This is a genomic window from Aurantimicrobium minutum, from assembly GCF_002355535.1.
Taxonomy (GTDB): domain Bacteria; phylum Actinomycetota; class Actinomycetes; order Actinomycetales; family Microbacteriaceae; genus Aurantimicrobium; species Aurantimicrobium minutum.
This window is the reverse complement of the sequence record NZ_AP017457.1, coordinates 1,040,685-1,063,280: the sequence shown is the minus strand read 5'-3', so window position 1 is coordinate 1,063,280 and position 22,596 is coordinate 1,040,685. Positions and strand designations below refer to the sequence as shown.

General features: G+C 55.7%; 20 protein-coding genes and 1 tRNA gene. 15 read left to right on the top strand and 6 right to left on the bottom strand.

What is annotated here, in order from left to right; all coding sequences use genetic code 11:
- The first annotated feature begins 7 nt into the window (after positions 1–7).
- Positions 8–904: a homocysteine S-methyltransferase gene (mmuM, locus tag AUMI_RS05195; protein ID WP_096382095.1), complete on the top strand. Its 897-nt coding sequence runs from the start codon at positions 8–10 to the stop codon at positions 902–904.
- On the opposite strand, the gene AUMI_RS05190 is transcribed toward mmuM, so the two are convergent.
- Both AUMI_RS05190 and AUMI_RS05185 read right to left on the bottom strand, forming a co-directional pair.
- The gene (locus AUMI_RS05190; RefSeq protein ID WP_096382092.1) at positions 905–2,269 is read right to left on the bottom strand and encodes an L-serine ammonia-lyase; all 1,365 of its coding nucleotides are present in this window, start codon (positions 2,267–2,269) and stop codon (positions 905–907) included.
- Between the two features lie 74 nt (positions 2,270–2,343).
- Positions 2,344–3,870, bottom strand: coding sequence for a dolichyl-phosphate-mannose--protein mannosyltransferase (locus tag AUMI_RS05185; protein ID WP_096382090.1), 1,527 nt, complete (start codon positions 3,868–3,870; stop codon positions 2,344–2,346).
- A 41-nt stretch (positions 3,871–3,911) separates the two neighbouring features.
- On the opposite strand from AUMI_RS05185, the gene rsmI reads away from it, so the two are divergent.
- From rsmI to AUMI_RS05140, 9 genes are all read left to right on the top strand, one after another.
- Positions 3,912–4,727, top strand: a complete 816-nt coding sequence (gene rsmI, locus AUMI_RS05180; RefSeq protein ID WP_096382087.1) for a 16S rRNA (cytidine(1402)-2'-O)-methyltransferase — start codon at positions 3,912–3,914, stop codon at positions 4,725–4,727.
- Positions 4,728–4,835: 108 nt separating this feature from the next.
- Complete coding sequence (locus AUMI_RS05175) at positions 4,836–5,867, top strand: iron ABC transporter substrate-binding protein (protein ID WP_096382084.1); 1,032 nt, start codon at positions 4,836–4,838, stop codon at positions 5,865–5,867.
- Positions 5,868–7,406 carry an ABC transporter permease gene (locus AUMI_RS05170; RefSeq protein ID WP_096382082.1) on the top strand — a complete coding sequence of 513 codons (1,539 nt, stop codon included), beginning with the start codon at positions 5,868–5,870 and terminating at the stop codon, positions 7,404–7,406.
- Positions 7,403–8,446, top strand: a complete 1,044-nt coding sequence (locus AUMI_RS05165) for an ABC transporter ATP-binding protein (RefSeq protein ID WP_096382079.1) — start codon at positions 7,403–7,405, stop codon at positions 8,444–8,446. Before AUMI_RS05170 ends, AUMI_RS05165 begins: the two co-directional genes overlap by 4 nt.
- Positions 8,447–8,495: 49 nt before the next feature.
- Positions 8,496–10,076 (top strand): methionine--tRNA ligase, encoded by a 1,581-nt coding sequence (gene metG / locus AUMI_RS05160; RefSeq protein WP_096382077.1) that lies wholly within the window; start codon positions 8,496–8,498, stop codon positions 10,074–10,076.
- Positions 10,077–10,091: 15 nt separating this feature from the next.
- Positions 10,092–10,997: a TatD family hydrolase gene (locus tag AUMI_RS05155; RefSeq protein ID WP_096382075.1), complete on the top strand. Its 906-nt coding sequence runs from the start codon at positions 10,092–10,094 to the stop codon at positions 10,995–10,997.
- Positions 10,994–11,830: a 16S rRNA (adenine(1518)-N(6)/adenine(1519)-N(6))-dimethyltransferase RsmA gene (rsmA, locus tag AUMI_RS05150; RefSeq protein ID WP_096382073.1), complete on the top strand. Its 837-nt coding sequence runs from the start codon at positions 10,994–10,996 to the stop codon at positions 11,828–11,830. Before AUMI_RS05155 ends, rsmA begins: the two co-directional genes overlap by 4 nt.
- 9 nt (positions 11,831–11,839) lie before the next feature.
- Positions 11,840–12,778 (top strand): 4-(cytidine 5'-diphospho)-2-C-methyl-D-erythritol kinase, encoded by a 939-nt coding sequence (locus AUMI_RS05145; protein ID WP_096382071.1) that lies wholly within the window; start codon positions 11,840–11,842, stop codon positions 12,776–12,778.
- Positions 12,778–14,568 carry an ABC-F family ATP-binding cassette domain-containing protein gene (locus tag AUMI_RS05140; RefSeq protein ID WP_096382068.1) on the top strand — a complete coding sequence of 597 codons (1,791 nt, stop codon included), beginning with the start codon at positions 12,778–12,780 and terminating at the stop codon, positions 14,566–14,568. Before AUMI_RS05145 ends, AUMI_RS05140 begins: the two co-directional genes overlap by 1 nt.
- Here the strand turns inward: AUMI_RS05140 and AUMI_RS05135 are convergent, their stop codons facing one another.
- Positions 14,569–15,081 carry a MarR family winged helix-turn-helix transcriptional regulator gene (locus AUMI_RS05135; protein WP_096382065.1) on the bottom strand — a complete coding sequence of 171 codons (513 nt, stop codon included), beginning with the start codon at positions 15,079–15,081 and terminating at the stop codon, positions 14,569–14,571.
- 66 nt (positions 15,082–15,147) lie between these two features.
- Between AUMI_RS05135 and AUMI_RS05130 the strand changes: the two genes are divergently transcribed.
- The 3 genes from AUMI_RS05130 to AUMI_RS05120 all read left to right on the top strand — a co-directional run bounded on the left by AUMI_RS05130 (position 15,148) and on the right by AUMI_RS05120 (position 17,684).
- Positions 15,148–15,218 (top strand) — tRNA-Gln (locus AUMI_RS05130).
- A gap of 26 nt (positions 15,219–15,244) precedes the next feature.
- Positions 15,245–16,666, top strand: a complete 1,422-nt coding sequence (gene glmU / locus AUMI_RS05125; protein ID WP_096382063.1) for a bifunctional UDP-N-acetylglucosamine diphosphorylase/glucosamine-1-phosphate N-acetyltransferase GlmU — start codon at positions 15,245–15,247, stop codon at positions 16,664–16,666.
- Between the two features lie 40 nt (positions 16,667–16,706).
- Positions 16,707–17,684: a ribose-phosphate diphosphokinase gene (locus AUMI_RS05120; RefSeq protein ID WP_096382060.1), complete on the top strand. Its 978-nt coding sequence runs from the start codon at positions 16,707–16,709 to the stop codon at positions 17,682–17,684.
- Between the two features lie 24 nt (positions 17,685–17,708).
- Here AUMI_RS05120 and AUMI_RS05115 read toward each other — a convergent pair whose 3' ends face one another.
- Genes AUMI_RS05115 through gndA form a run of 3 tightly spaced genes read right to left on the bottom strand, consistent with a single transcriptional unit; the run spans position 17,709 to position 20,952 of the window.
- Positions 17,709–18,551, bottom strand: a complete 843-nt coding sequence (locus AUMI_RS05115; RefSeq protein WP_096382058.1) for a bestrophin-like domain — start codon at positions 18,549–18,551, stop codon at positions 17,709–17,711.
- 4 nt (positions 18,552–18,555) lie between these two features.
- Positions 18,556–19,500: a carbohydrate kinase family protein gene (locus AUMI_RS05110; RefSeq protein ID WP_096382055.1), complete on the bottom strand. Its 945-nt coding sequence runs from the start codon at positions 19,498–19,500 to the stop codon at positions 18,556–18,558.
- A gap of 45 nt (positions 19,501–19,545) precedes the next feature.
- Complete coding sequence (gene gndA / locus AUMI_RS05105) at positions 19,546–20,952, bottom strand: NADP-dependent phosphogluconate dehydrogenase (protein WP_231951876.1); 1,407 nt, start codon at positions 20,950–20,952, stop codon at positions 19,546–19,548.
- 332 nt (positions 20,953–21,284) lie between these two features.
- On the opposite strand from gndA, the gene AUMI_RS05100 reads away from it, so the two are divergent.
- Positions 21,285–21,998, top strand: coding sequence for a 50S ribosomal protein L25/general stress protein Ctc (locus AUMI_RS05100; protein ID WP_172418260.1), 714 nt, complete (start codon positions 21,285–21,287; stop codon positions 21,996–21,998).
- Positions 21,999–22,006: 8 nt separating this feature from the next.
- Positions 22,007–22,588, top strand: coding sequence for an aminoacyl-tRNA hydrolase (gene pth / locus AUMI_RS05095; protein WP_096382049.1), 582 nt, complete (start codon positions 22,007–22,009; stop codon positions 22,586–22,588).
- Positions 22,589–22,596: the final 8 nt, after the last annotated feature.

Sequence of the window (22,596 nt, the reverse complement as noted above, 5' to 3'; positions counted from 1 at the left end):
TCGGCTCATGCTGACACACGATGAGTTTGTGAAGTTTGTCTCTTCCCCCGTCGTGATCGACGGGGGAATGAGCACAGAGCTCGAGCACCAAGGCTGCAGGCTGGAAGGTTCACTCTGGACAGCACAAGCACTTCTCGATAACCCAGAGGTCATTCAGGCTGCCCACCGAGCCTATGTGGATGCCGGGGCGCAGGTTGTGATTACGTCCAGCTATCAAATCTCCCGTGCGGGATTTGAAGAAGTAGGGTTGAGCGCAGCAGATGCTGACCGCGCCCTGCGCGCCAGCGTTGACGTGGCCCGCTCTGCAGTTGCCGGAAGCACTGCGCTCGTCGCGGCATCGGTGGGGCCCTATGGTGCCATCTTGCACGACGGCAGCGAATATCGAGGCAACTATGGTCTGAGCAGTAAGGTGCTTCGAGCATTCCACGCAGAACGCTTAGCGGTCTTGCAGGAGGCAGAACCAGACTTGCTTGCCATTGAAACCATTCCTGATGCCCTCGAAGCACAGGCACTCGTGGATGCGCTTGAAGAGTTCCCTGGCGCTTTGGGTTGGATGAGTTTCACCATCGGACCTGATGGAAGGTTATGGGCAGGCCACAGCCTTGCGGAGGCAGCGCAGATAGCAGCGTCATCTCCGGCGATTGCGGCCATTGGCGTCAACTGCGTTGACCCTGCCTTGGTTTCTGCAGCCATTGCTGAGATTCGCACGGTTACTGAACTGCCTGTGGTGATTTATGCAAACGGTGGCGGAACCTGGAATTCAGAAAGTGGAGTGTGGGAGAACGCTGACGCGGACGCTCTTGTTGCCTATGCATCGACCTGGATCAGTCAGGGAGCCCGCCTGATTGGTGGCTGCTGTGGCACACATGCTGGCGATATTCGCCAGCTTGCAACATCGCTCTAGTTAGCACTCAATCACGTTGACGGCGAGGCCGCCTTCGCTGGTTTCTTTGTACTTTGTGGACATGTCGAGACCTGTTTGACGCATGGTCTCAATCACCGTGTCGAGCGAGACCAGGTGGTTGCCATCACCGTGGAGAGCCAGACGTGCTGCACTGACTGCGGTGGAGCTGGCAATGGCGTTGCGCTCGATACACGGAATCTGAACTAGACCTCCCACAGGGTCGCAGGTGAGACCGAGGTGGTGTTCCATCGCGATTTCAGCAGCGTTTTCAACCTGGCGTGGTGTTCCACCCAGGACGGCGCAGAGGCCACCTGCGGCCATGGCGCAGGCGGGGCCTACTTCGCCTTGGCAGCCAGCTTCCGCACCGGAGATAGAAGCATTGGATTTGAACAGGGATCCAATAGCAGTCGCGGTGAGAAGATAGCGCCGGATTCCTTCCTGGTTCGCACCTGGAACAAAACGGAGGTAGTAGCTGGCAACAGCAGGAACAATTCCAGCAGCACCATTGGTTGGAGCAGTAACAACGCGGCCACCGGCTGCGTTTTCTTCGTTGACGGCCAATGCAAAAGCGTGCAGCCACTCAATGGTGGTGTCACGGCTATTGGCAGCATCAGCAGTGACGAGGTGTTCGCGCAGTTCAGCTGCGCGACGCTTCACGCTCAACCCACCGGGCAAAGTTCCAGCCGAGGTGAGTCCGGATTGCACGCAGGAATGCATGGTGTCCCAGATGGCATCCAGGCGTGCATTGACTTCGTCCTCAGTGTGTTGAGAAAGCTCGTTCTGCATGGCGACCTGGTCAATGGTCATGTTCTGCACATCACACAGTGCCAACAGCGCTGCTGAGGTTCCATAGGGCAGTGGCCATTGTGTGGTGATGGAGCTGGTTTCTTCGCCATCCCGGCGAATGAAGCCACCACCGACGGAGTAGTAGGTCTGTTCGAGAAGCGGGACGCCATCTGCTCCGAAGGCGCGAATGGTCATTGCGTTGGGGTGGCCTGGAAGGCGAGTGCGGGGCTCAAAGCTGATGTCGCCTGCGGTGAAGGCAATGGTGTGGCTTCCGCCCAGATCGAGTGTGGGGTCGGTCTCGAGGTTGCCCCACGCGTTACGAACCTCATCGGGCATGCAGGTTTCTGGTGCCAGACCAGTCAAACCGGCAACAACAGCACCGGGGGTGCCGTGACCTATACCGGTGGAGCCGAGTGAGCCGTACAGGCTGCAGTTGACGGAGACTACCTTCTCAATCAGACCTTGCGCTCTGAGCTGGGTAACGAAGTCCAGGGCAGCACGCATCGGGCCCACAGTATGAGAACTGGAGGGACCGATACCTATCGAGAACAGGTCAAAGGCTGAGACGTACGCTGTCACAAGCTTGAGCCTAGAGTGCTTGGGCAGGTGAGTGCCATATTTACTGAAGCATCCTGTCCGGTAGGTGGGACAACTTAAATCCAGCTGGGAAGCCACATGTGGATCTGCCAATACCAATAAGGAATCTGCATACCCGTCCACAGCGGATAGAAGAAGATACTCAGCAGGACGGCCACGATGCCCAACACGGTCAAGATGGCTATTCCGGTGGAACGATTGTAGTCATCTTTTGTGCGCAGAATCAGCCCCACCACAAAGGTGATAGCCAAGATCATGTAGGGCTCAAAGATGATGCCGTAGAACTGGAAAACGGTGCGGTTGAGATACATCAACCAGGGCACGTAGCCGGCAACCATTCCCATCAGGATGATGCCAACCTTCCATTCGCGGTAGCGGACGAAACGGTAAACCAGGTACCCCACCGCAGCTGCACCACCCCACCAAATGAGCGGGTTGGCGATGGCAGTAATCACTGACGAGCAGGAGTCAAAGTCACACCCGTTCTCTCCCGGACTTGCGCCCTGGTAGTACATGCTGGTGGGGCGAATCATCAACAGCCAGGTCAACGGGTTGGCTTGGTAGGAGTGTGGGGTGACCAGGCCCACATGGAATTGGTAGGCGGAGACGTGATACGCCCACAAACTCTGGAACCAATCTGGTGCCCACGCCAAGGGTCCGCTCCAGCGCAAGCCGGGATTGGTGGTGACAAGGTCGCGGTAATACCCGCCGGAGGTGAGAATCCAACCCGCCCACGTCGCAAGATAGGTCACTGCGGCGATGGGAACCATCAAGACAAAAGTTGCAGGAGCTTGTTTGAGCGCGGCAGCAGAGAGCCAAAAGTGCAACCCAGCCCGACGCCGATCCAGCGCATCCATCACAACGACATACACGGCAAAGGCGGCCAAGAAGTAGAGACCTGACCACTTCACGCCACAGGCCAAACCAAAAGCCAGACCAGCAAGGATCAGATAGGGCCTATTCCACAGCGTTGGCCCCCACGAAGGACCCTCTGCGTTTTCTGCTTGGGCTTTTCGACTGGAAATCCACGCCATCAGGCGTGGAAGATTCTGCCGTCGATCGAGCAGGATGAATAAGAATCCTGCCAAGGTGAACAGCGCCGCAAAGTTATCCAACAGGCTCACCCGAGATAACACGATGGCGTGGCCATCGATGGCCATCAGGCCTCCGGCAACCATGGTCAGCACAGTTGAGTGGAAAAGCTTCTGTGCAATCAGCATCACCAGAAGAACAATGAGGATGCCGGCCACCGCCACACCCACACGCCAGCCGAAAGCGTTCGCAGGCCCAAATGCGGCCATTCCCAGGGCAATCAGCCATTTACCCAGGGGTGGGTGGACCACATAGGAAGGGTCATCGGTAAACCCATCCGTGACTCCCGCATTGAATTGCGGGTCAGGGTTCTCTCCCCACGTGGATTCATAACCGTTATTCCACAGCGTCCACGCATCCTTCACATAGAAGGTTTCATCAAAAACGAGAGAGTGGGGATTGCCCAGATTCCATAGGCGCAACCCGGCAGCCACCAACAGAACTACTAAAGGTCCCGCCCAGTGGCCGATAGATGCCCACACCCTTTTCACCCGTTTAGCCTACCGACAAGGAACCCTGCCAGACTGGGACAGTGATCATTCTGGCGGCAACCCCTATTGGCAACCTCGGTGATGCCTCGAGCAGGCTCATTGAGGCCCTTAGTGAGGCAACCGTTATCGCCAGTGAAGATACCCGCACCACGTCCAAGCTTTTGGGTGCTTTAGGAATTGAGAACCGCCCCAAGCTCATTGCCCTGCATGACCACAACGAAACCTCCAAGAGCCCAGAGATCATTGAGATTGCCCGTGAAAACGACGTCCTTGTGCTCTCCGATGCAGGAATGCCCACCGTCAGTGATCCTGGCTTTCACCTTGTTGAAGCGGCGGCGGCGGCAGGGATTCACATCACTGTTATTCCGGGGCCAAGTGCAGTGATTACCGCGCTCGCCGTGGCGGGGCTTCCCACAGACCGTTTTACCTTTGAAGGTTTTCTTCCGCGGAAGCAGGGTGAGCGTAAGTCTGCCTTTCGGGAACTTGTTCGCGAATCTCGCACGATGGTTTTCTTCGAATCTCCCAACCGCATTGCTGAATCACTTTCGGACGCCCGTGATGAGTTAGGTGCTGACCGCCCGGCGGCGGTCTGTCGAGAACTCACCAAAATGTATGAAGAGGTCAAGCGGGGGACCCTGGCAGATCTCGCCGACTGGGCTGCCGCAGGCGTCCGCGGCGAGATTGTTCTCGTAGTGGGCGGGGCAACCGCAGCAACTCTCACGTTGGAGGATGGTCTTGCTCAGGTTCAGGTTCTTGTTGCTGACGGAATGCGCTTGAAAGAGGCGACTACCCAGGTTGCAGAAGAAACGGGCTTGTCTAAGCGAGAGCTATATCAAGCCGCACTTTCTACTAGGTGAAAGAAATCACTTGCTGATGAGGTTAGGCTACCCTAACCTAGAATTAGTTAGGTAAGCCTTACCTAATACTGTGCGCGAACATCGTGCGATTTAGCTCTGAAAGACCTCATGAACATCTCCTCCCTGAAATCCTCGCTTCTTGCTGCCGGCACTGCACTCGCCCTGGTAGTTGGCTTATCCGCCTGTGCCACCGAACCAGCGGCCACTGCAGATGGCACCGTGGTTGTATATGCCGGACGAGATGAAGCACTGATTGCTCCACTGATCGAGCAATTCACAGAAGAAACCGGAATCGATGTTGATGTTCGCTATGGCTCCACTCCCGAACTCTCGGCATTGCTTTTGGAGGAGGGAGAGAGAACTCCCGCGAACGTATTCCTTTCCCAAGATGCAGGAGCACTGGGTGCACTCTCTGATGCAGGATTGCTGGCCACCCTACCTGCGGACATCACAGATGCAGTCCCTACAGAATTCACCTCCACAGATGACACCTGGGTTGGAGTGACCGGGCGTGCCCGTGTCATTGCCTACGACAGTGAAAAATACACAGAATCCGAGATTCCAGATTCCGTCCTGGAACTCACTGACCCCAGATGGTCAGGTCTTGTGGGATTCCCGCCGGGGAACGCAAGCTTCCAATCTTTTGTCACCGCTCTTCGTGTTCTTGAAGGTGAAAAAGTCGCAGAGCAGTGGGTTGCCGATATGGCCAAGAACTCACCTGTTCTGACAGAGAAAAACGGAGCAACCCTGGATCTGGTTAACGCCGGCCAGCTGGACCTTGCCCTCATCAACCACTACTACTGGTTCGAGCGCGCTGCTGAGCTGGGCCAGGACAATATGAGAGTTCAGATTAAGTTCCTTCCCGGCGACCCTGGTGGAATTGTGAACGTCACCGGTGCTGGAATTCTCAAGAATTCTGCAACGGATGCAGATGCCCTAGCTTTTGTGAAGTACCTTGTCAGCGAATCAGCACAGAAGTATTTCGCCACAACAACATTTGAATACCCGCTGGTGCCGGGGGTTGCTTCCCCAGAAGGCCTGCCTGCTCTTGAAGAGCTCGCAAATACCCAACTCGATTTGGCAGACCTTGCTTCATTAGCTGAAACCCAAGCGTTGTTGGCCAAGTACGGGCTGTTATAGGTGAGCACCCTCGTTAACGTCGTCCGCCCGCCACTGTGGTTAACAGTGGCGGGCGCACTCGCGTCGTTAACGACACTGATTCCCTTGATCTATCTTTCGCAACGTGCGTTTGGCGGCGGCTGGGAAAGTGTTGTTGAACTGCTCAACAGGCCACGCATGGCTTTATTGCTGTGGAACACCCTGTCACTTGGTGTTGCCGTTACAGCCACAGCGATTGTTCTGGGTTTAGTTAGTGCGTATTTCCTAGCCCGCGTTTACCTTCCTGCGCGCAGATGGTGGCTGGTGATGGCCACCATCCCGCTAGCGGTGCCGAGCTACCTCGCGGCCTACGGGTTGCTTGCTGCGTTTCCCACCACGCAGGGTTTTTGGGGTTCGTGGCTCGTGCTCGTTGCAGTTACCACTCCCTATGTAACCCTCCCGGTCACTGCTGCACTGCGCGCGGGAACAACAGATTTTGATGACCTCTCCAGAACCTTGGGAGCACCCGGGTGGAAAGCACTCCTGCCCGGAACCTGGCATCAAATTCGCGGAGCAACACTGGCCGGTGGATTGCTCGTGTTCCTTTACACCATCGCTGATTTTGGTGGCGTGGCACTGTTTCGTTTTCCCGTCCTCACCACGGCAATACAGCAGGCCTATGGCGCTAGCTATGACCGTAACCTAGCCGCGTTGCTGAGCATGATTCTGGTTGCACTGGCACTTGTCACAGTGTTTTTTGAACGCCGTGCTCGAGGAAGACTCTTTACCTCGAAAACCTCTACTCGCGCACGCTCACGCCTGCACCCATTAACTGGCAAGAACATCTGGCTTGGGATTGTTTTGTTAATTGCTCCCGTGGTTGGTGCTGTCATTCCTGTTGGGGTGATGGTGGTGCGCATGTTTGATGTCAACGCGCTGCAGGAAGTCCGCTGGGATAATCTCGCTTCTGCCACCGTCAACACGGTTGTGTTGAGCTTCGGTGGGGCAACCATTGGTCTGTTGTTAGCTCTGCCGATAGGAATATTGGCGGGAAGATACCGCTCGAGAATTGTGAGCACCATCGAATCACTGGGATATCTCCCACTGGGACTACCAGGAATCGTTGTCGGCCTTGCTCTGGTCTTTTTTGCATTGTCGACGGTTCCGGTGCTGTATCAGACGGCGTTCTTGTTGGCTTGCGCATACGGTTTGCTGTTCATGCCTAAAGCGGTGGGAACTATTCGCCAATCTGTGCGCGCTATTCCAACGTCCCTGGTAGATGTGTCATCTTCCCTGGGATATTCCACGAGGCAGCGTTTGGTGTCGGTGTATTTACCGTTGACCCGCACGAGTTTCCTTGTGGCGTGGCTATTGATTGGAGTCACCGCCATGAAAGAGCTGCCTGCCACCTTGATGTTGCGTCCTACCGGAATGAACACCTTGGCAACAGAGTTGTGGGCTAAGACAGATGTTGCCTCATATGGCGCAGCAGCGCCCTATGCTCTTATGCTCGTGATCATTGCAGCCATCCCCACACTGTTGTTGGTGCGTTCGGAAACTACCCAGGAGGTGAAGTCATGAGCGCTTTTCTAGAAATCACAGACCTCAACGTCTCCTACGGGCACACTCAAGTCCTTTTTGACATCAACCTTGCAGCCCAGCAGGGAGATTTTGTTGCGATAGCTGGCCCCAGCGGATGCGGCAAGACAACCCTGCTTCGAACAATCCTGGGCCTCGAGCGTGCACAAAGCGGAACAATTCGTCTGGGCCGCAGCATTCTCACCATGCATGGAATCCACTTGGTTCCAGAAAAGCGCAACATCGGATGGGTTCCCCAAGATGCGGCACTGTTCCCCATGCTGACAGTGGCAGAGAACATTGCGTTCTCTCTAGCTAAAACTCCTCGAGGAGTGAAAAAGCAGGCCCAATCAGGCCGTGTGGACGAACTGTTAGAACTGATCAACCTCACGTCGTTGCGCAACAGAATGCCTAGCGAACTCTCTGGCGGTCAAGCCCAACGTGTTGCGTTAGCTCGTGCACTGGCTGCACAACCCCAGCTGGTGTTGATGGATGAGCCTTTTGCCGGGCTAGATCCTGTCTTGCGATCTGACCTCCGCGCGGAGGTTAAAGCCATCCTCAAATCCAGTTCGACAACGGCACTGTTGGTCACCCACGACCAAACAGAGGCGCTGTCTATCGCAGACACAGTTGCTCTACTAAACCAGGGACGTATTGAGCAGGTTGGATCACCTTCAGTGGTTTACAACACTCCTGCAAGCAAATGGGTGGCACAGTTCCTTGGTGAAGCAAACCACCTGGTGGGCACCCGACGCGGTGACGAGGTGGAGACAATTTTGGGAACAACACCGTTCACCTGGAGTGGTGAACCTTCGGAGCAGGAAACGCTTGACGTGTTAATTCGACCTGAGTCATTACGCATTACCGACTCGGGGGACTGGAAAGTCACCGCCATTGAATATTGCGGCCATGACGCCCTCTTGACCTTGCAGAGAGGCGTGGACAGGCTCGATGTTCGTGTTGCGCCTCAAGAGATACGCTCTCGCGGCGATGAGGTTGGTGTGGCACTGGCAGGGCCAGTGCTGGCATACCCCACCACCTAGGGCTTGTGCGTGGTTCAAGGGCTGAGCTGAGCAAAATAGAATAGAAGCTATGTCTGCCGGCAAAAGCTTTTATGTAACCACGCCTATCTTCTACGTGAACGACGTGCCCCACATTGGTCACGCCTACACCGAGGTTGCTGCTGACGTGCTCGCACGCTGGCACCGTCAGGCCGGAGACCGTACCTGGATGCTCACCGGTACTGACGAACACGGTGAAAAGATCCTGCGGACTGCAACCGCAAATGGCGCAACTCCTCAAGAGTGGGTTGACCGCTTGGTGGAGTCTGCTTGGAAGCCTTTGCTGGACACCATCGACATTTCCAATGACGACTTCATTCGTACCACCGACGCTCGCCACGAGGACAACGTCAAGAAGTTCCTGCAGCATCTCTATGACGCTGGGTTTATCTACACCGGTGAATACGAAGGTTCCTACTGCGTAGGTTGTGAAGAATACAAGCAGGATTCAGACCTCGTTGAGGGCACCGGTGAATTCGCGGGTGAGAAGGTCTGCGCTATTCACTCCAAGCCGGTTGAAAACCTGCACGAGAAGAACTATTTCTTCCGTATGAGTGACTTCACTCAGCCTTTGCTGGACATGTATGAAGCAAACCCCAACTTTGTGCAGCCAGAGTCTGCTCGCAACGAGGTTGTGCAGTTTGTGAAGCAGGGTCTGAATGACCTTTCCATTTCACGCTCGAGCTTCGACTGGGGTATCAAGCTTCCCTGGGATGAATCCCATGTTGTTTATGTGTGGTTCGATGCTCTGCTGAACTACATCACGGCAGCCGGCTATGGCTATGACGAAGAGAAGCTTGCTTCTCTCTGGCCTGCCACCCACATTGTGGGCAAAGACATCCTTCGTTTCCACGCCGTGATTTGGCCAGCAATGTTGATGGCTGCCGGTGTGGAAGTTCCTCACCAGGTCTATGGCCACGGATGGCTGCTTGTTGGTGGCGAAAAGATGTCCAAGTCCAAGCTCACCGGTATTGCGCCGAACGACATCACCGACACCTTCGGTTCAGATGCTTTCCGCTACTACTTCATGAGTGCCATTAGCTTTGGCCAGGATGGTTCCTTCAGCTGGGAAGACCTCTCTGCCCGTTACCAGGCAGAACTTGCCAATGGTTTTGGTAACCTCGCCTCGCGCACACTGGCCATGGTCTCGCGCTACTTCGAAGGTGTTGTTCCTGGAGCAGGTGAGCTCACACCTTCAGATAAAGCCATCGTGGATGTTGTTGCTGCCTCCGTCGCTGAAGCAGACGCTGCAATCGAACGTCTTGCCATTCACGAGGCCGTAACTTCGATCTGGGCTATCGTTGACGCACTCAACGGCTACATCACCGAGCAAGAGCCATGGGCGCTTGCCAAGGATCCTGCTCAGGCCGAACGCTTGGCTACGGTGCTCAATACTGCGACCGAAGGTTTGCGGGCCCTTGCTGTCCTCCTTTCTCCCTTTATGCCTCAGGCAACTCAGAAACTATGGGATGCCCTCGGAGTTGAAGGCAGCCTTGGTGCGTTGACTGCACAGCCCATTCGTGAGGCTGGAAGCTGGAATCAGATTCCTGTGGGAACCACCGTGGGCACTCTGGAGGCACTCTTCCCACGCATTGAGTCGGCTGCTGAGTAATCCTCAGGACAACGTATGACCGAATCGGCATATATTCGCCACCGGGGTACCACCTCGGAGCACGGACAGAAGCGTGATTTGTCTTACCCACCACTGCCAGAACCACTTCCGGTGGCGGTCTATGACAATCACACTCACCTTGAGATCTCTGATGGTGATCAACCGATCGATTACCGCGAACACCTCGAACGTGCTGCAGAGGTTGGCATTGTCGGCGTAATCCAGGTCGGCGGGGATGTCGAGACGTCGAAATGGTCAGCGACTGTCGCCGCAGCAGAACCACGCATGTTGGCAGCAGTTGCTATCCATCCCAACGAAGCTCCGAACTATGAAGCAGCTGGCACTCTCGACGAGGCCCTTGCGGTCATTGATGAGCTAGCTGCATGGCCACGCACGCGCGCGGTGGGCGAAACAGGGCTGGACTTTTTCCGGACAGGACCAGAAGGCCTTGCCGCCCAGCATCGCTCGTTCGAAGCGCATATTGGGATTGCAAAAAAGCACAACATCGCCATGCAGATCCACGATCGTGATGCCCACGATGAGGTTATTGAAACTCTGCTGCGTGTTGGTGCGCCGGAGAAGACCGTGTTCCACTGTTTCTCGGGGGATGCTGCCATGGCCGCCATCGCTGCCGATAACGGTTGGTATCTCTCCTTCTCAGGAACAATCACGTTCAAAAAGAATGAAGAACTTCGCCAGGCGCTCAAAGTCATTCCGCGTGAACTTGTGCTCGTGGAAACAGATGCACCATTTCTGACCCCCACTCCGTTTCGGGGTCGGCCTAACGCACCCTATTTGACCCCGCACACGGTGCGTGCCATGGCAGAGGTGCTCGAGGTGGACTTAGGTGATTTGTGTGCGCAGATTGCCTTCAATACCGAAACGGTTTACGGCTCCTGGCAAGACGGGCTTGTTGAATGAGCGTGAAGCTACTCGGTCCTGCCGAAATACGTGACCTTGCAGAATTACTGGATGTCACCCCGACCAAAAAGCTGGGACAGAACTTCGTCATCGACGCCAACACGGTGCGCAAGATTGTCAAAGTAGCCCACGTTGAAGCAGGGGACTCGGTGGTGGAGATTGGTCCAGGCCTGGGATCACTCAGTCTGGGCATCGTGGAAGCAGGAGCCTCCCTTGTTGCTGTCGAGATTGATGGTCGTCTTGCAGCGCAGCTGCCGGCGACCTTTACACAGATGGCTCCGGACGCCAAGCTCACCGTAATCCACGAAGATGCCATGAAGATCATGGAGCTCCCCGATGAGCCCACGCGCCTGGTTGCGAACCTTCCCTACAACGTTTCCGTTCCTGTGCTACTTCACTTCCTGGAGCACTTCCCGAGTATTCGCTCTGGAGTTGTTATGGTGCAGGCAGAGGTTGGGCACCGCCTAGCTGCTGAGCCAGGCTCGAAGGTGTACGGCGGCCCTAGCGCTAAAGCTGCCTGGTATGGCGCATGGCGTATTGCAGGAACCGTGAGCAGACAAGTGTTCTGGCCAGTACCCAACGTGGATTCTGTATTGGTCGGTTTTGAACGCGATTCAGAAGAGCCCGGTGACGAGGCACTTCGCCGCCGCACATTCGACATTATTGATGCCGCCTTTGGCCAGCGTCGCAAAATGCTTCGCCAAGCTTTGTCGGAATTGTGTGGTTCCAGCGCCCAGGCAACAGAACTTCTTGAGCGCGCTGGCATTGAACCCACCTTGCGTGGGGAGCAGTTGGGCATCGCTGAATTCGTATCTATCGCCCGCGCCAGTTAGGTTGGAATTATGACCGACACTGGCGTCCGCGAGATGGCTCACGTCCGAGCCCCCGGCAAGATCAATGTCTCACTCGCCGTTGGCGCAGTGATGGAAGATGGCTACCACGATGTGGCAACCACCTACCAGGCTGTTTCACTTTACGAAGACATTCGTGCCTATCACGCTGATGATTTCTCGGTCAGCTTCACCGGCGACTTTGATCTCAGTGGCATCCCATTAGATGCTTCCAACCTGGCCATCAAGGCTGCTCAGCTGCTCGCCCGCACTGCGAAGTATCGCGGCGGGGTTCGCCTCGAAATCCAGAAGAATGTTCCTATCGCCGGCGGTATGGGTGGAGGCTCAGCAGATGCTGCCGGAGCACTCGTCGCCTGTGACGCACTGTGGGGAACCAACCTGGGTAAGGATGCACTCCTAGAACTTGCTGCGCAGCTGGGAGCAGATGTTCCCTTTGCGTTGATGGGTGGCACCGCCATTGGTACTGGTCGCGGCGATCGGCTTAGTCCCGTACTGACCAGTCACGAACATTTTGAGTGGGTTCTTGTCTTGGCTGAATATGGGCTGAGCACTCCTGCCGTCTATGGTGAGCTTGATGCGCACCGTGAACGTCACGTTGCAGACATCAAGCCCGCACCGCAATCTCCCACAGTGGACACCCACGTTCTGCAGGCGCTGCGCGCAGGTGATCCCGTCATGTTGGCAGACTCCCTCAGTAATGATCTGCAAGCACCTGCACTGCACCTCCAACCAGCACTCGTTGACATTCTCGAACTGGGTGAAAGCAATGGGGCCCTCGCGGGTATTGTTTCTGGCTCTGGCCCCACACTGGCTTTCCTCGCGCAAGACGTTGAGTCAGCTATTGACCTGCAGGTCACCTTGAGCGCTGCCGGTCACAAGGTTGTTCGAGTAACTGGTCCCGTTCACGGTGCCAGACTCGTGAACGACTAATGGCACACCTTCTCGGTGGAGAAAACATCCACCTCGAATTCCCCACCCGCGTCATCTTCGAGGGCGTCACAGTCGGCATTAACGATGGCGATCGTATCGGCATTGTCGGTCGCAATGGTGACGGAAAATCTACCCTGATGAAAATTCTGGCAGGACGACTAGAGCCAGATCAGGGCCGTGTCACCCGCCGCGGAGGCATCACCCTCGGAATGCTCGATCAAGCCGACGAGGTTGACCCTTCCCTCACGGTGGGAGAAGCAATCGTGGGCGGTATCGAAGAACACGTGTGGGCTGGAGACGCCAAAGTTCGTGATGTGCTGGCAGGGCTTGTCGCCGGTATTCCCTGGGATGCGAAAGTGGGAGATCTCTCGGGTGGTCAGCGTCGCCGCGTTGCACTGGCCGCGCTGCTCACCGGCGACTGGGATGTCATTTTCCTCGATGAGCCCACCAACCACTTGGATGTGGAAGGTATCGCGTGGCTTGCTAGTCACCTCAAGAAACGCTGGCCTGCAGGACAAGGTGGTCTTGTTGTCGTCACTCACGACCGCTGGTTCTTAGATGAAGTCTCCACGGCCACGTGGGAAGTTCACGACCGCATTTTGGAGCCCTTCGAGGGCGGCTATGCAGCATATGTATTGCAACGGGTCGAACGCGATCGCATGGCCGCGGTCAGCGAAGCAAAACGCCAAAACTTGATGAAGAAGGAACTGGCTTGGTTGCGTCGCGGTGCTCCTGCCCGCACAGCCAAGCCTAAGTTCCGCATCGAGGCTGCCAATGCCCTCATCGCAGATGAGCCACCTGTTCGCGACACGGTCTCGCTGGCTTCCATGGCCATGCAACGACTGGGTAAAGACGTGGTTGATCTGGAGAACGTCAGCGTGAGCTTTGGCAATCAGCACGTTTTGAGGGATGTGACTTGGCGTATTGCGCCGGGGGAGCGAACCGGAATCCTTGGTGTCAACGGTGCCGGCAAATCAACGCTCTTGGGATTGGTTTCCGGTCACGTTCAGCCAACGTCTGGACGCGTGAAGCAGGGAAAGACCGTCAAAATTGCCACCCTCACCCAGCAACTGGATGAACTCACAGCTGTTCAAGACATGCGGGTGAGCGCGGTGGTTGCGGAAAAGAAAACGACCTACTCCGTCGGCGGCAAGGAGATGACCCCAGGGCAACTCTTGGAGCGTCTGGGTTTCACCTCTGCCCAGCTGGCAACCCCCGTGAGAGATCTTTCCGGTGGTCAAAAGCGGAGGTTGCAGCTGCTGTTGATTTTGCTGGACGAGCCCAATGTGTTGATTTTGGATGAGCCCACCAATGACCTCGACACTGACATGCTTGTGGCCATGGAGGACCTGCTTGATACGTGGCCTGGAACTCTGCTCGTGATTTCTCACGACCGCTATCTGCTCGAGCGCATCACCGATAATCAATACGCGGTTCTCGAGGGGCACTTCACCCACTTGCCCAATGGCGTTGACCAGTACTTGGCTATCCGCGCCAAACAGCTGGCTGCACCAGCTGCAACGACCACGCAGGGGTCAGCTCCTGCCAAGCCACAAAGTTCTCTCAGTGGTGCGGAGCTGCGCAACGCAGAGAAAGAGTTTGCGTCCATTGAGCGCAAGATTGCCAAGCAACAAGAGGATGTGAAAGCAATCCACGCCAAGATGGCAGAGCATGACCCCAATGACTACGTTGGCTTGGGTGCACTGGCGGAAGAAATCAGTAAGTGCGAAGGCACTATTGCAGATTTGGAAATGCGGTGGCTTGAGCTCAGTGAGCTTCTGGGCTACTAACTAATCAGTTGAGTCCTGCTCAACCACATCAATGCTGAGTCGGCGCAGAGATTCGGCCAAGCGGTGCTGTTCTGAGCGGGAAAGAGACGCCAAAAGCAGAGCCTCCGCATCAACTAGACGCGTGATTGCTGCATCGACTCGGGTGAGTCCAGCTGCGGTCATCTCCACCAGGACTCCACGACCATCATTGGGGTCCTCCCGACGAATCACCAAGCCGTTTTCAACCAAGCGGTCGATACGGTTCGTCATAGTTCCACTGGAAACCAGGGTTTGTTTCAGCAGAGCCTTCGGGCTCAGTTGATAGGGGGCGCCTTCACGGCGCAGCGCTGCAAGAACATCAAACTCCCATGATTCCAGCTTGGACTTGTGGAAAGCATCCTTACGGGCCCGGTCCAAAAGCTTCGCTAAACGCCCAACACGCGAGAGAACTTCGAGTGGAGAAAAGTCGAGATCGGGGCGTTCGCGCTTCCACGAACGCACAATGCGATCGACTTCATCATTCTCTGGTGCCATGAAACCATTATCCCTTCTGGAATCTGGCAGACTGTACTAGTGACATCCAGTGCTGGATTTCACAATTCCGCCATAGTGTAATGGCAGCACAACAGTCTTTGGATCTGTTGGTCTAGGTTCGAGTCCTGGTGGCGGAGCTCCCCATAACAACATTGGAGAAACTTTGGCCGACGCACAGCTAGCAATCGTTGTTCTCGCGGCAGGCCAAGGAACTCGAATGAAGAGCTCAACTCCCAAGCTGTTACACAAGCTTGGTGGAGTGTCCGTCGTCAGCCATGTTCTTGCTACCGCACGCCAGCTTGATGCAGCTCACGTTGTTTCCGTAGTGCGTCACGAACGTGACCGCTTAGTTGAGGTCATTGAGGTTGATCTGCCTCAGAGCATCATCGTTGACCAGGATGAAATTCCTGGAACCGGTCGAGCTGTTGAACTGGCTGTAGCAGCATTGCCTTCCGGTTTTGCTGGTGATGTTCTCGTTGTTAACGGTGATGTTCCACTCTTGGATGCCGAAACGTTGCAGGGGCTGATCAACCAGCACCGTCAGGCGCAAGCCGCAGCCACAATCCTCTCAACCGTCTTAGAAGATGCCACCGGTTATGGCCGCGTAGTTCGCTCGGCAGATGGCAACCTTGAAAAACTCGTTGAGCACAAGGATGCTTCGGCTGAAGAACTAGCCATCAATGAAATCAACGCGGGAATTTATGTGTTCTCTGCTCCAGAACTTCGTGCACAGCTCAGTAACCTCACCCTCGATAACGCGCAGGGCGAGAAATACATCACCGATGTCATCGGCCTGCTGCGTGAAGCAGGTGCAACAGTGGCTGCTGTCGAGATTCTGGATTCGTGGAAAGTTGAGGGAATCAATGACCGCGCTCAACTCTCGCGCGCAGCGGGATTGCTCAACGGCTTGATTGTTCGCGGTTGGCAGCTAGCCGGAGTGACCATTACAGACCCTGCCACCACCTGGATTGATATCCAGGTTCAGCTCGCTCCCGATGTTGAAATTAAGCCTGGAACACAGCTTCTTGGTGCAACTGTTGTGGAAACCGGGGCAGTGATAGGTCCCGACACAACCTTGCTGGATACAGAAGTGGGTGAAGGTGCTGTGGTGAAGCGCACCGATGCCACACTTTCTGTCATTGGTGCCGGCGCCTCCGTTGGCCCGTTCTCTTATTTGCGTCCAGGAACCTACCTCGAAGCTGACGGCAAGATCGGCACCTTCGTGGAGACCAAGAACGCACGCATTGGCAAGGGAAGCAAAGTTCCCCACCTGTCTTATGTTGGCGATGCCACCATCGGTGAAGGCAGTAACATCGGTGCCGGCACGATCTTCGCGAACTATGACGGCGTGACCAAGAGTCACACCACCGTGGGTTCCCACGTGAGAACTGGTTCTCACAACACATTCGTTGCGCCAATTAGTATTGGCGATGGAGCATACAGTGGCGCTGGTGCGGTCATCCGTAAGGATGTCCCAGCCGGAGCTCTCGCCATTAATGTTGCTCCACAGCGCAATATGGACGGCTGGGTTCAAGCCAACCGTCCCGGCACCGCCGCAGCGAAAGCTGCGGACGAGGCCAAATAAGTTCCCTCTCACCAGAGAAACCTCACCCGAAAGGCCTTCAATGTCCGAACTCTCCGTGCCGACAAAGAAGAAGCTTGTTGTGGTGAGTGGGCGAGCACACCCCCAGCTCGCCACTGAGGTTGCTGCTCAGCTCAAAACACATGTCTCGGGCACGGATCTGCGCACCTTTGCTAACGGGGAAATCTATGCCCGCTACGACGACAGTGTTCGTGGCGCGGATGTCTTCGTAGTCCAGTCACACACCGCCCCCATCAACGAATGGGTGATGGAGACCTTGATTATGGTGGACGCGCTCAAGCGCGCCTCTGCCAAGCGCATCACTGTGGTTGCGCCGTTCTATCCCTACGCTCGACAGGACAAGAAGGGTCGCGGCCGCGAGCCCATCTCCGCTCGTCTGATTGCTGACCTGTTCAAAACCGCCGGTGCTGACCGCATCATGAGCGTGGATCTTCACGCTGCTCAGATCCAGGGATTCTTCGATGGCCCCGTGGATCACCTTTTTGCGATGCCCGTTCTCCTCGAACACTTCCGCGCACAGCTGGATCCCGCAACCCTGACCGTGGTCTCTCCAGATATGGGCCGTGTTCGCGTGGCAGATATTTGGTCGGAGAAGCTGGGTGCTCCACTGGCGATTATTCACAAGCGTCGTGACCCTAAAGTTCACAACCAGGTGACTGTGCACGAAATCGTTGGTGAAGTTGAAGGCCGCGTCTGTTTGCTGGTTGATGACATGATTGATACCGGTCGCACCATCGTCAAAGCTGCTGAGGCACTGGTTGCTAACGGTGCTATTGGTGTTGTTGTTGCTGCTACCCACGCAGTGTTTTCTGACCCAGCGTGTGAGATCTTGCAGTCTGAGTTCATCTCAGAGGTTGTCGTCACCGACACCCTTCCCGTTCCAGAAGAAAAGCGCTTCGACAAGCTCACAATCCTGCCTATTGCGCCACTTCTTGCTAGCGCAATCCACGAGGTCTTCGAAGAAGGTTCTGTTACCTCGATGTTTGATGGGGCTGCCTAAGCACTCTCACAGAGCTCAACAAATTTAGCTTGCGGGAGCCTCCGGACATACAGACATGAGTGCTGAGCCCGGGTAGGACTCCTCAATTGTCGAAAGTGCTTGCGTAATCGCGGTGGGCTCAATCGTGGGTGTTCCAAAAATTGGGGCCAGTGGTGAGTCCAGCACGGTAAGAGCCAGAAGAATCACTGCAAGCATCCCCCAGGCCATGGCGGCAGAGATGCGGGCAAGCCACTTTCGGTCCGCAAGGTGCATTGCCAGCAATGCGGACATGATGAAACTGGCGAAGAAAATCACCATCCAGACCACTTCAGGAATCATGGCAGTGTTTCCCATGACGAGTTCTTCGCGAGCATCAGTCATGTCCGAGACGCTACTGAGAAGTACTGGGTAACTACCCTGTTGCTGATTGGTATCAAGGGTGACTGTGCTCACATCCGCATTGAGTTTCAGCAACCACTTTTCAGTGGACTGTGAACCTCCAGTCGTGCCATTACCTATGGCTTGCCAGTCATCAGTTGAGATAGAGCGCAGTGTGCAGACTGTGTCACGACGTATTTCGAAGCGTTGCGATTCTTCGAGCGTTTCTGAGGAAGTGAACACTCCCACGCTGCTGCGAGCAACGGCCTGAATATTGCTCTTCGTGTCATCAAATTCGGTGACGCCAAAGCTCAGGAGTAAACCCAGCAAAATACCAACGGCACCGCCGACAAAGGCAAGAGTGTCGGTGAGGCGACCGAGCTCATGGCCTTGGAGTGAGCCTTCGGTGAATCGATTGTCTGCAAAACGGTGGATTGCTCTGCCCACAAACCAACCCACCAGGACGCAAGCAAGCAGAATGCCTTGGGTGATCAGAATTTGAGCAAACATAGTTTTACAAGCCTAGTTCGGCGAGGGAGGGAGGATTACATCCAGCACGTGAACAGGTAATCGCACCGACTTTTGCAGCCAGGGTGAGCAGGTCAATCCAGTCATCCAAGGTGACTTTGGCCAAGAGCTCTTCAGCATTAGCTCCGAGTGCACCGCGGCGCTGCAAACCATACAGTGTTGCTCCCAGGAACGAGTCGCCAGCCCCCACGGTATCTACCAGCTCAATCACAGGAGCCTTCACGCTGACGGTGTCACCTGTTGGAGTGAACAATGTTGCCCCGTCAGCTCCGCGAGTCATGATGACGTGGTGTCCTGCAGCTGCCCAGTGCCGTGCAGTGTCAACAGGTGAGCGGTCTGGGAAGAGCCACGCAAGATCATCATCTGAAGCCTTGACGATGTGTGCGAGTTTGATTTGGCGCTCTACGCGAACTGTTTCATTTTCTCGTTCGAAACCGAGACCTGGACGAATGTTGAGGTCAATGACCACCGTTGAGCCTTGGGTGGAGTGGAGATGTCCTGCCAAGTTCTCGATCACCGAAGCGCCAGGTTCAATTGCTGTAGCGACAGAACCAATCACCAAAGCTGCAGGTGGTTCGACTTCGAGGTGAACGAACGCCCCCAGAGTCCATCCCCAGTCGGCAGTTCCCTTGAGATAGAAGCTGTAACTCGCCTTGCCCTGCTCATCTAATGAAGCAACGGCAAGTGAGGTGGGGTCACTGGTGCGCTCGACGAGTGAGAGATCAATGTTTTCTGGGCTCAGCCAGCCGTGCAACTTTTCACCAAACTTGTCAGTGCTCATGCGGCCAGCAAAGCTGACATGAGCACCCAAGCGGGCAAGGGCGATAGATACGTTTGCTGGTGCACCACCAGGCTTCGCCTGGTAGCTGCCATCTACTTGCTGGATGAGGTCAATGAGTGCCTCACCGATGACCACAATGCGATCACTCATCGATGTCTCCTTCGACAGTGTGGGGGAGGGAAGCCCCGTTAGGAGTTAGTGGGTGCTGGGCTCAGCTTCGATCTCAGAGCGATCACCAGACCACAGAGTGTGGAAGGTGCCAGGCATGTCAACGCGCTTGTAGGTGTGTGCACCGAAGAAGTCACGTTGACCCTGAACCACCGAAGCAGGCAGACGCTCAGCACGCAGACCGTCGTAGTAGGACAACGAGGAAGCGAAAGCAGGGATGGGGTAACCAGCCAGTGATGCGCCAGCCACAATGCGACGCCATGCACCCAGTGACTTAGCAACAGCGTCAGTGAAGTAGCCATCAAGCAGGAGGGACAGCAGGTTTGCGTCCTTGCCGTACGCCTCAGCGATGCGGTTGAGGAACTGTGCACGAATGATGCAACCACCGCGCCAGATCTTGGACACAGCACCTAGGTCAATGTTCCAGTTGTATTCCTTGGCACCGGCGCGAATCGCATCGAAGCCCTGAGCGTAGGCAACAATCTTGGATGCGTAGAGTGCGCGGCGAACGTCCTCGACAAACGCGGCTTTGTCGGCAACGTTGTAAGGGACAGTGTCTGCAGGCAGGTTGTTGGCAGCATCACGTTGAGCGCGCTGCGAAGAAAGCGAACGAGCGAATACTGCCTCGGCAATACCGGAAACAGGAACGCCCAAATTCAGAGAGGTCTGAACAGTCCAGACGCCGGTGCCCTTGGAACCTGCCTCGTCGAGGATGACGTCAACCAGTGGCTTTCCGGTCTTGGCATCAACCTGCTTGAGAACCTCAGCGGTGATCTCAATGAGGTAGGACTCGAGCTCGCCCTTGTTCCATTCGGTGAAGATGTCTGCGATCTCTGCTGGAGTGAATCCACCAATGTTGCGCAGCAGGTCATATGCCTCAGCGATGAGCTGCATATCTGCATACTCAATACCGTTGTGAATCATCTTCACAAAGTGACCAGCACCGTCGGTGCCGACGTGAGTAACACAAGGCTCACCTTCGGCAACAGCTGCGATGGAAGAAAGAATGGGGCCGAGGGTCTTGTAGGACTCTGCAGAACCACCAGGCATGATGCTGGGGCCCTTGAGCGCGCCCTCTTCACCACCGGAGATACCAGCACCGACGAAGTGAATGCCGGTGGGGGAGATAGCTGCCTCGCGACGAAGAGTGTCAGTGAAGAGTGCGTTACCACCGTCAACGATGATGTCACCGGGCTCGAAACGTTCAGCGAGCTGGCTGATCACAGCATCAGTACCAGCACCAGCCTGAACCATGATGATCGCGGTGCGGGGCTTTGCCAAGGAAGCTACAAAGTCGTCGATCGTCTCAGAGGCAATGAACCCTGCTTCGGGGTGCTCGGTGATGAGCTGCTCGGTGCGTGCATAGGAGCGGTTGTAGACAGCAACGGTGTTGCCTTCGCGGCTGGCAAGGTTACGTGCCAAGTTTGAACCCATGACGGCGAGTCCTACGACTCCGATGTTTGCCTTCGCGCTCACGAATGCGTCTCCTAGCTTGAGAAATGAAAAAGGTGGGAAAAGGTAGAGAAAAAGTCGTCTCACTGAAAAAGTCTCTGTGTTCAATCGTACCCGAGTTGAGCTAGCCTCCTTCCTCGATTTCGCGCTGTTACGGCTTTCCCGGTACAGTAAAGACGTACTTCGGCGAGGGATATCTCTTGGATATCCGTTATCGACGCGGTGGAATGTGGCTCTTGCCGTTTCCTCACGCTGACATGCGTTCGAGTTGAAAACACGAGACGAGGCCACGGCCTCACAAGAAGGAGGCCATCATGGCTGAAATTGATAACAAGGTTCCCGCAGAGGTCCGCACTCAGTTCGGTAAGGGTTTTGCTCGCCGTCTGCGTGCAGCTGGCCAGATTCCTGCCGTTGTATACGGTCACGGCTCAGAGGTTCTGCACGTCGCTCTTCCCGCACGTCAGGTATCTCTGCTTCTTCGTAAGAAGAACGCAGTTCTCGACCTCCAGATCGATGGCAAGAGCCAGCTCGCCCTGGTGAAGGATGCTCAGAAGGATCCCGTACGTCAGATCATCGAGCACATCGACCTCGTTGTCGTCACCAAGGGTGAGAAGGTTGTTGTTGACGTTCCAATCCACATCGTGGGAACTCAGCAGTCTGGTTCAACCCTGGAGCTTGACGCTAAGGCAGTGCCACTTGAGGCTGAAGCAACTCACATTCCTGAGTTCATCGAGGTCGACATCGACGGAGCTGTTCCCGGATTCCGCGTGACCTTCGCAGATCTCAAGCTTCCTGCAGACGTCAAGGTTGCCGGCGAATCAGAGCAGCTCGTTGTTCACGTCCACGCAGCGAAGGCCAAGGACTCCGGTGAAACCGGTGCTGAGCTCGCAGCTGAACTTGCTGACGAAGCAGCTCACGCTGAGCACAAGGCAGAAATCCACGCTGAGCAGCACGACGCAGAGAAGGCTGAAGCACTTGCTGACGCTGAGCTCTCTGGTGCAGCTGCAGCAGCTGAGGCTGCTGAGTAATTACTCCAGTGAGTAATACCTGGCTTGTAGTCGGGCTCGGTAACCCCGGGCCCGACTACGCCGGCCATCGCCACAACGTGGGCCAGATGGCACTGTCGCAGTTAGCCAGCGACATTGGGGCAACATTCAAGTCCCACAAAGCCAACGCGCTTGTTGCAGAAGGTTGGGTGCGCCCCGGAGGCCCCAAGCTGATTCTGGCCAAGCCCAACACCTTTATGAACCTCTCAGGTGGCCCCGTTGCTAACCTGCTCAAGTTTTATGGCATTGAGCCTTTGAATCTCATCGTCTTACATGACGAACTCGACATTGACTTTGATGTGGTGCGACTCAAAAGCAATGGCGGTCACGGAGGCCACAATGGCCTGCGCGACATTATTGCCGCCATCGGCACAAACGAATTTGACCGCGTCCGCATCGGCATAGGGCGTCCGCCAGGACGCCAGGATGCCGCCGACTTTGTGCTGTCGAACTTTAACTCCTCTGAGCGTGAGGTGTTGCCACACGTTTTAGCGCACGTCTGTGATGCGGTGGACATGATTGCTACCGAGGGAATTCTTGCTGCGCAGCAGCGCTTTAATTCACCTGCTTAAAGCTTTCA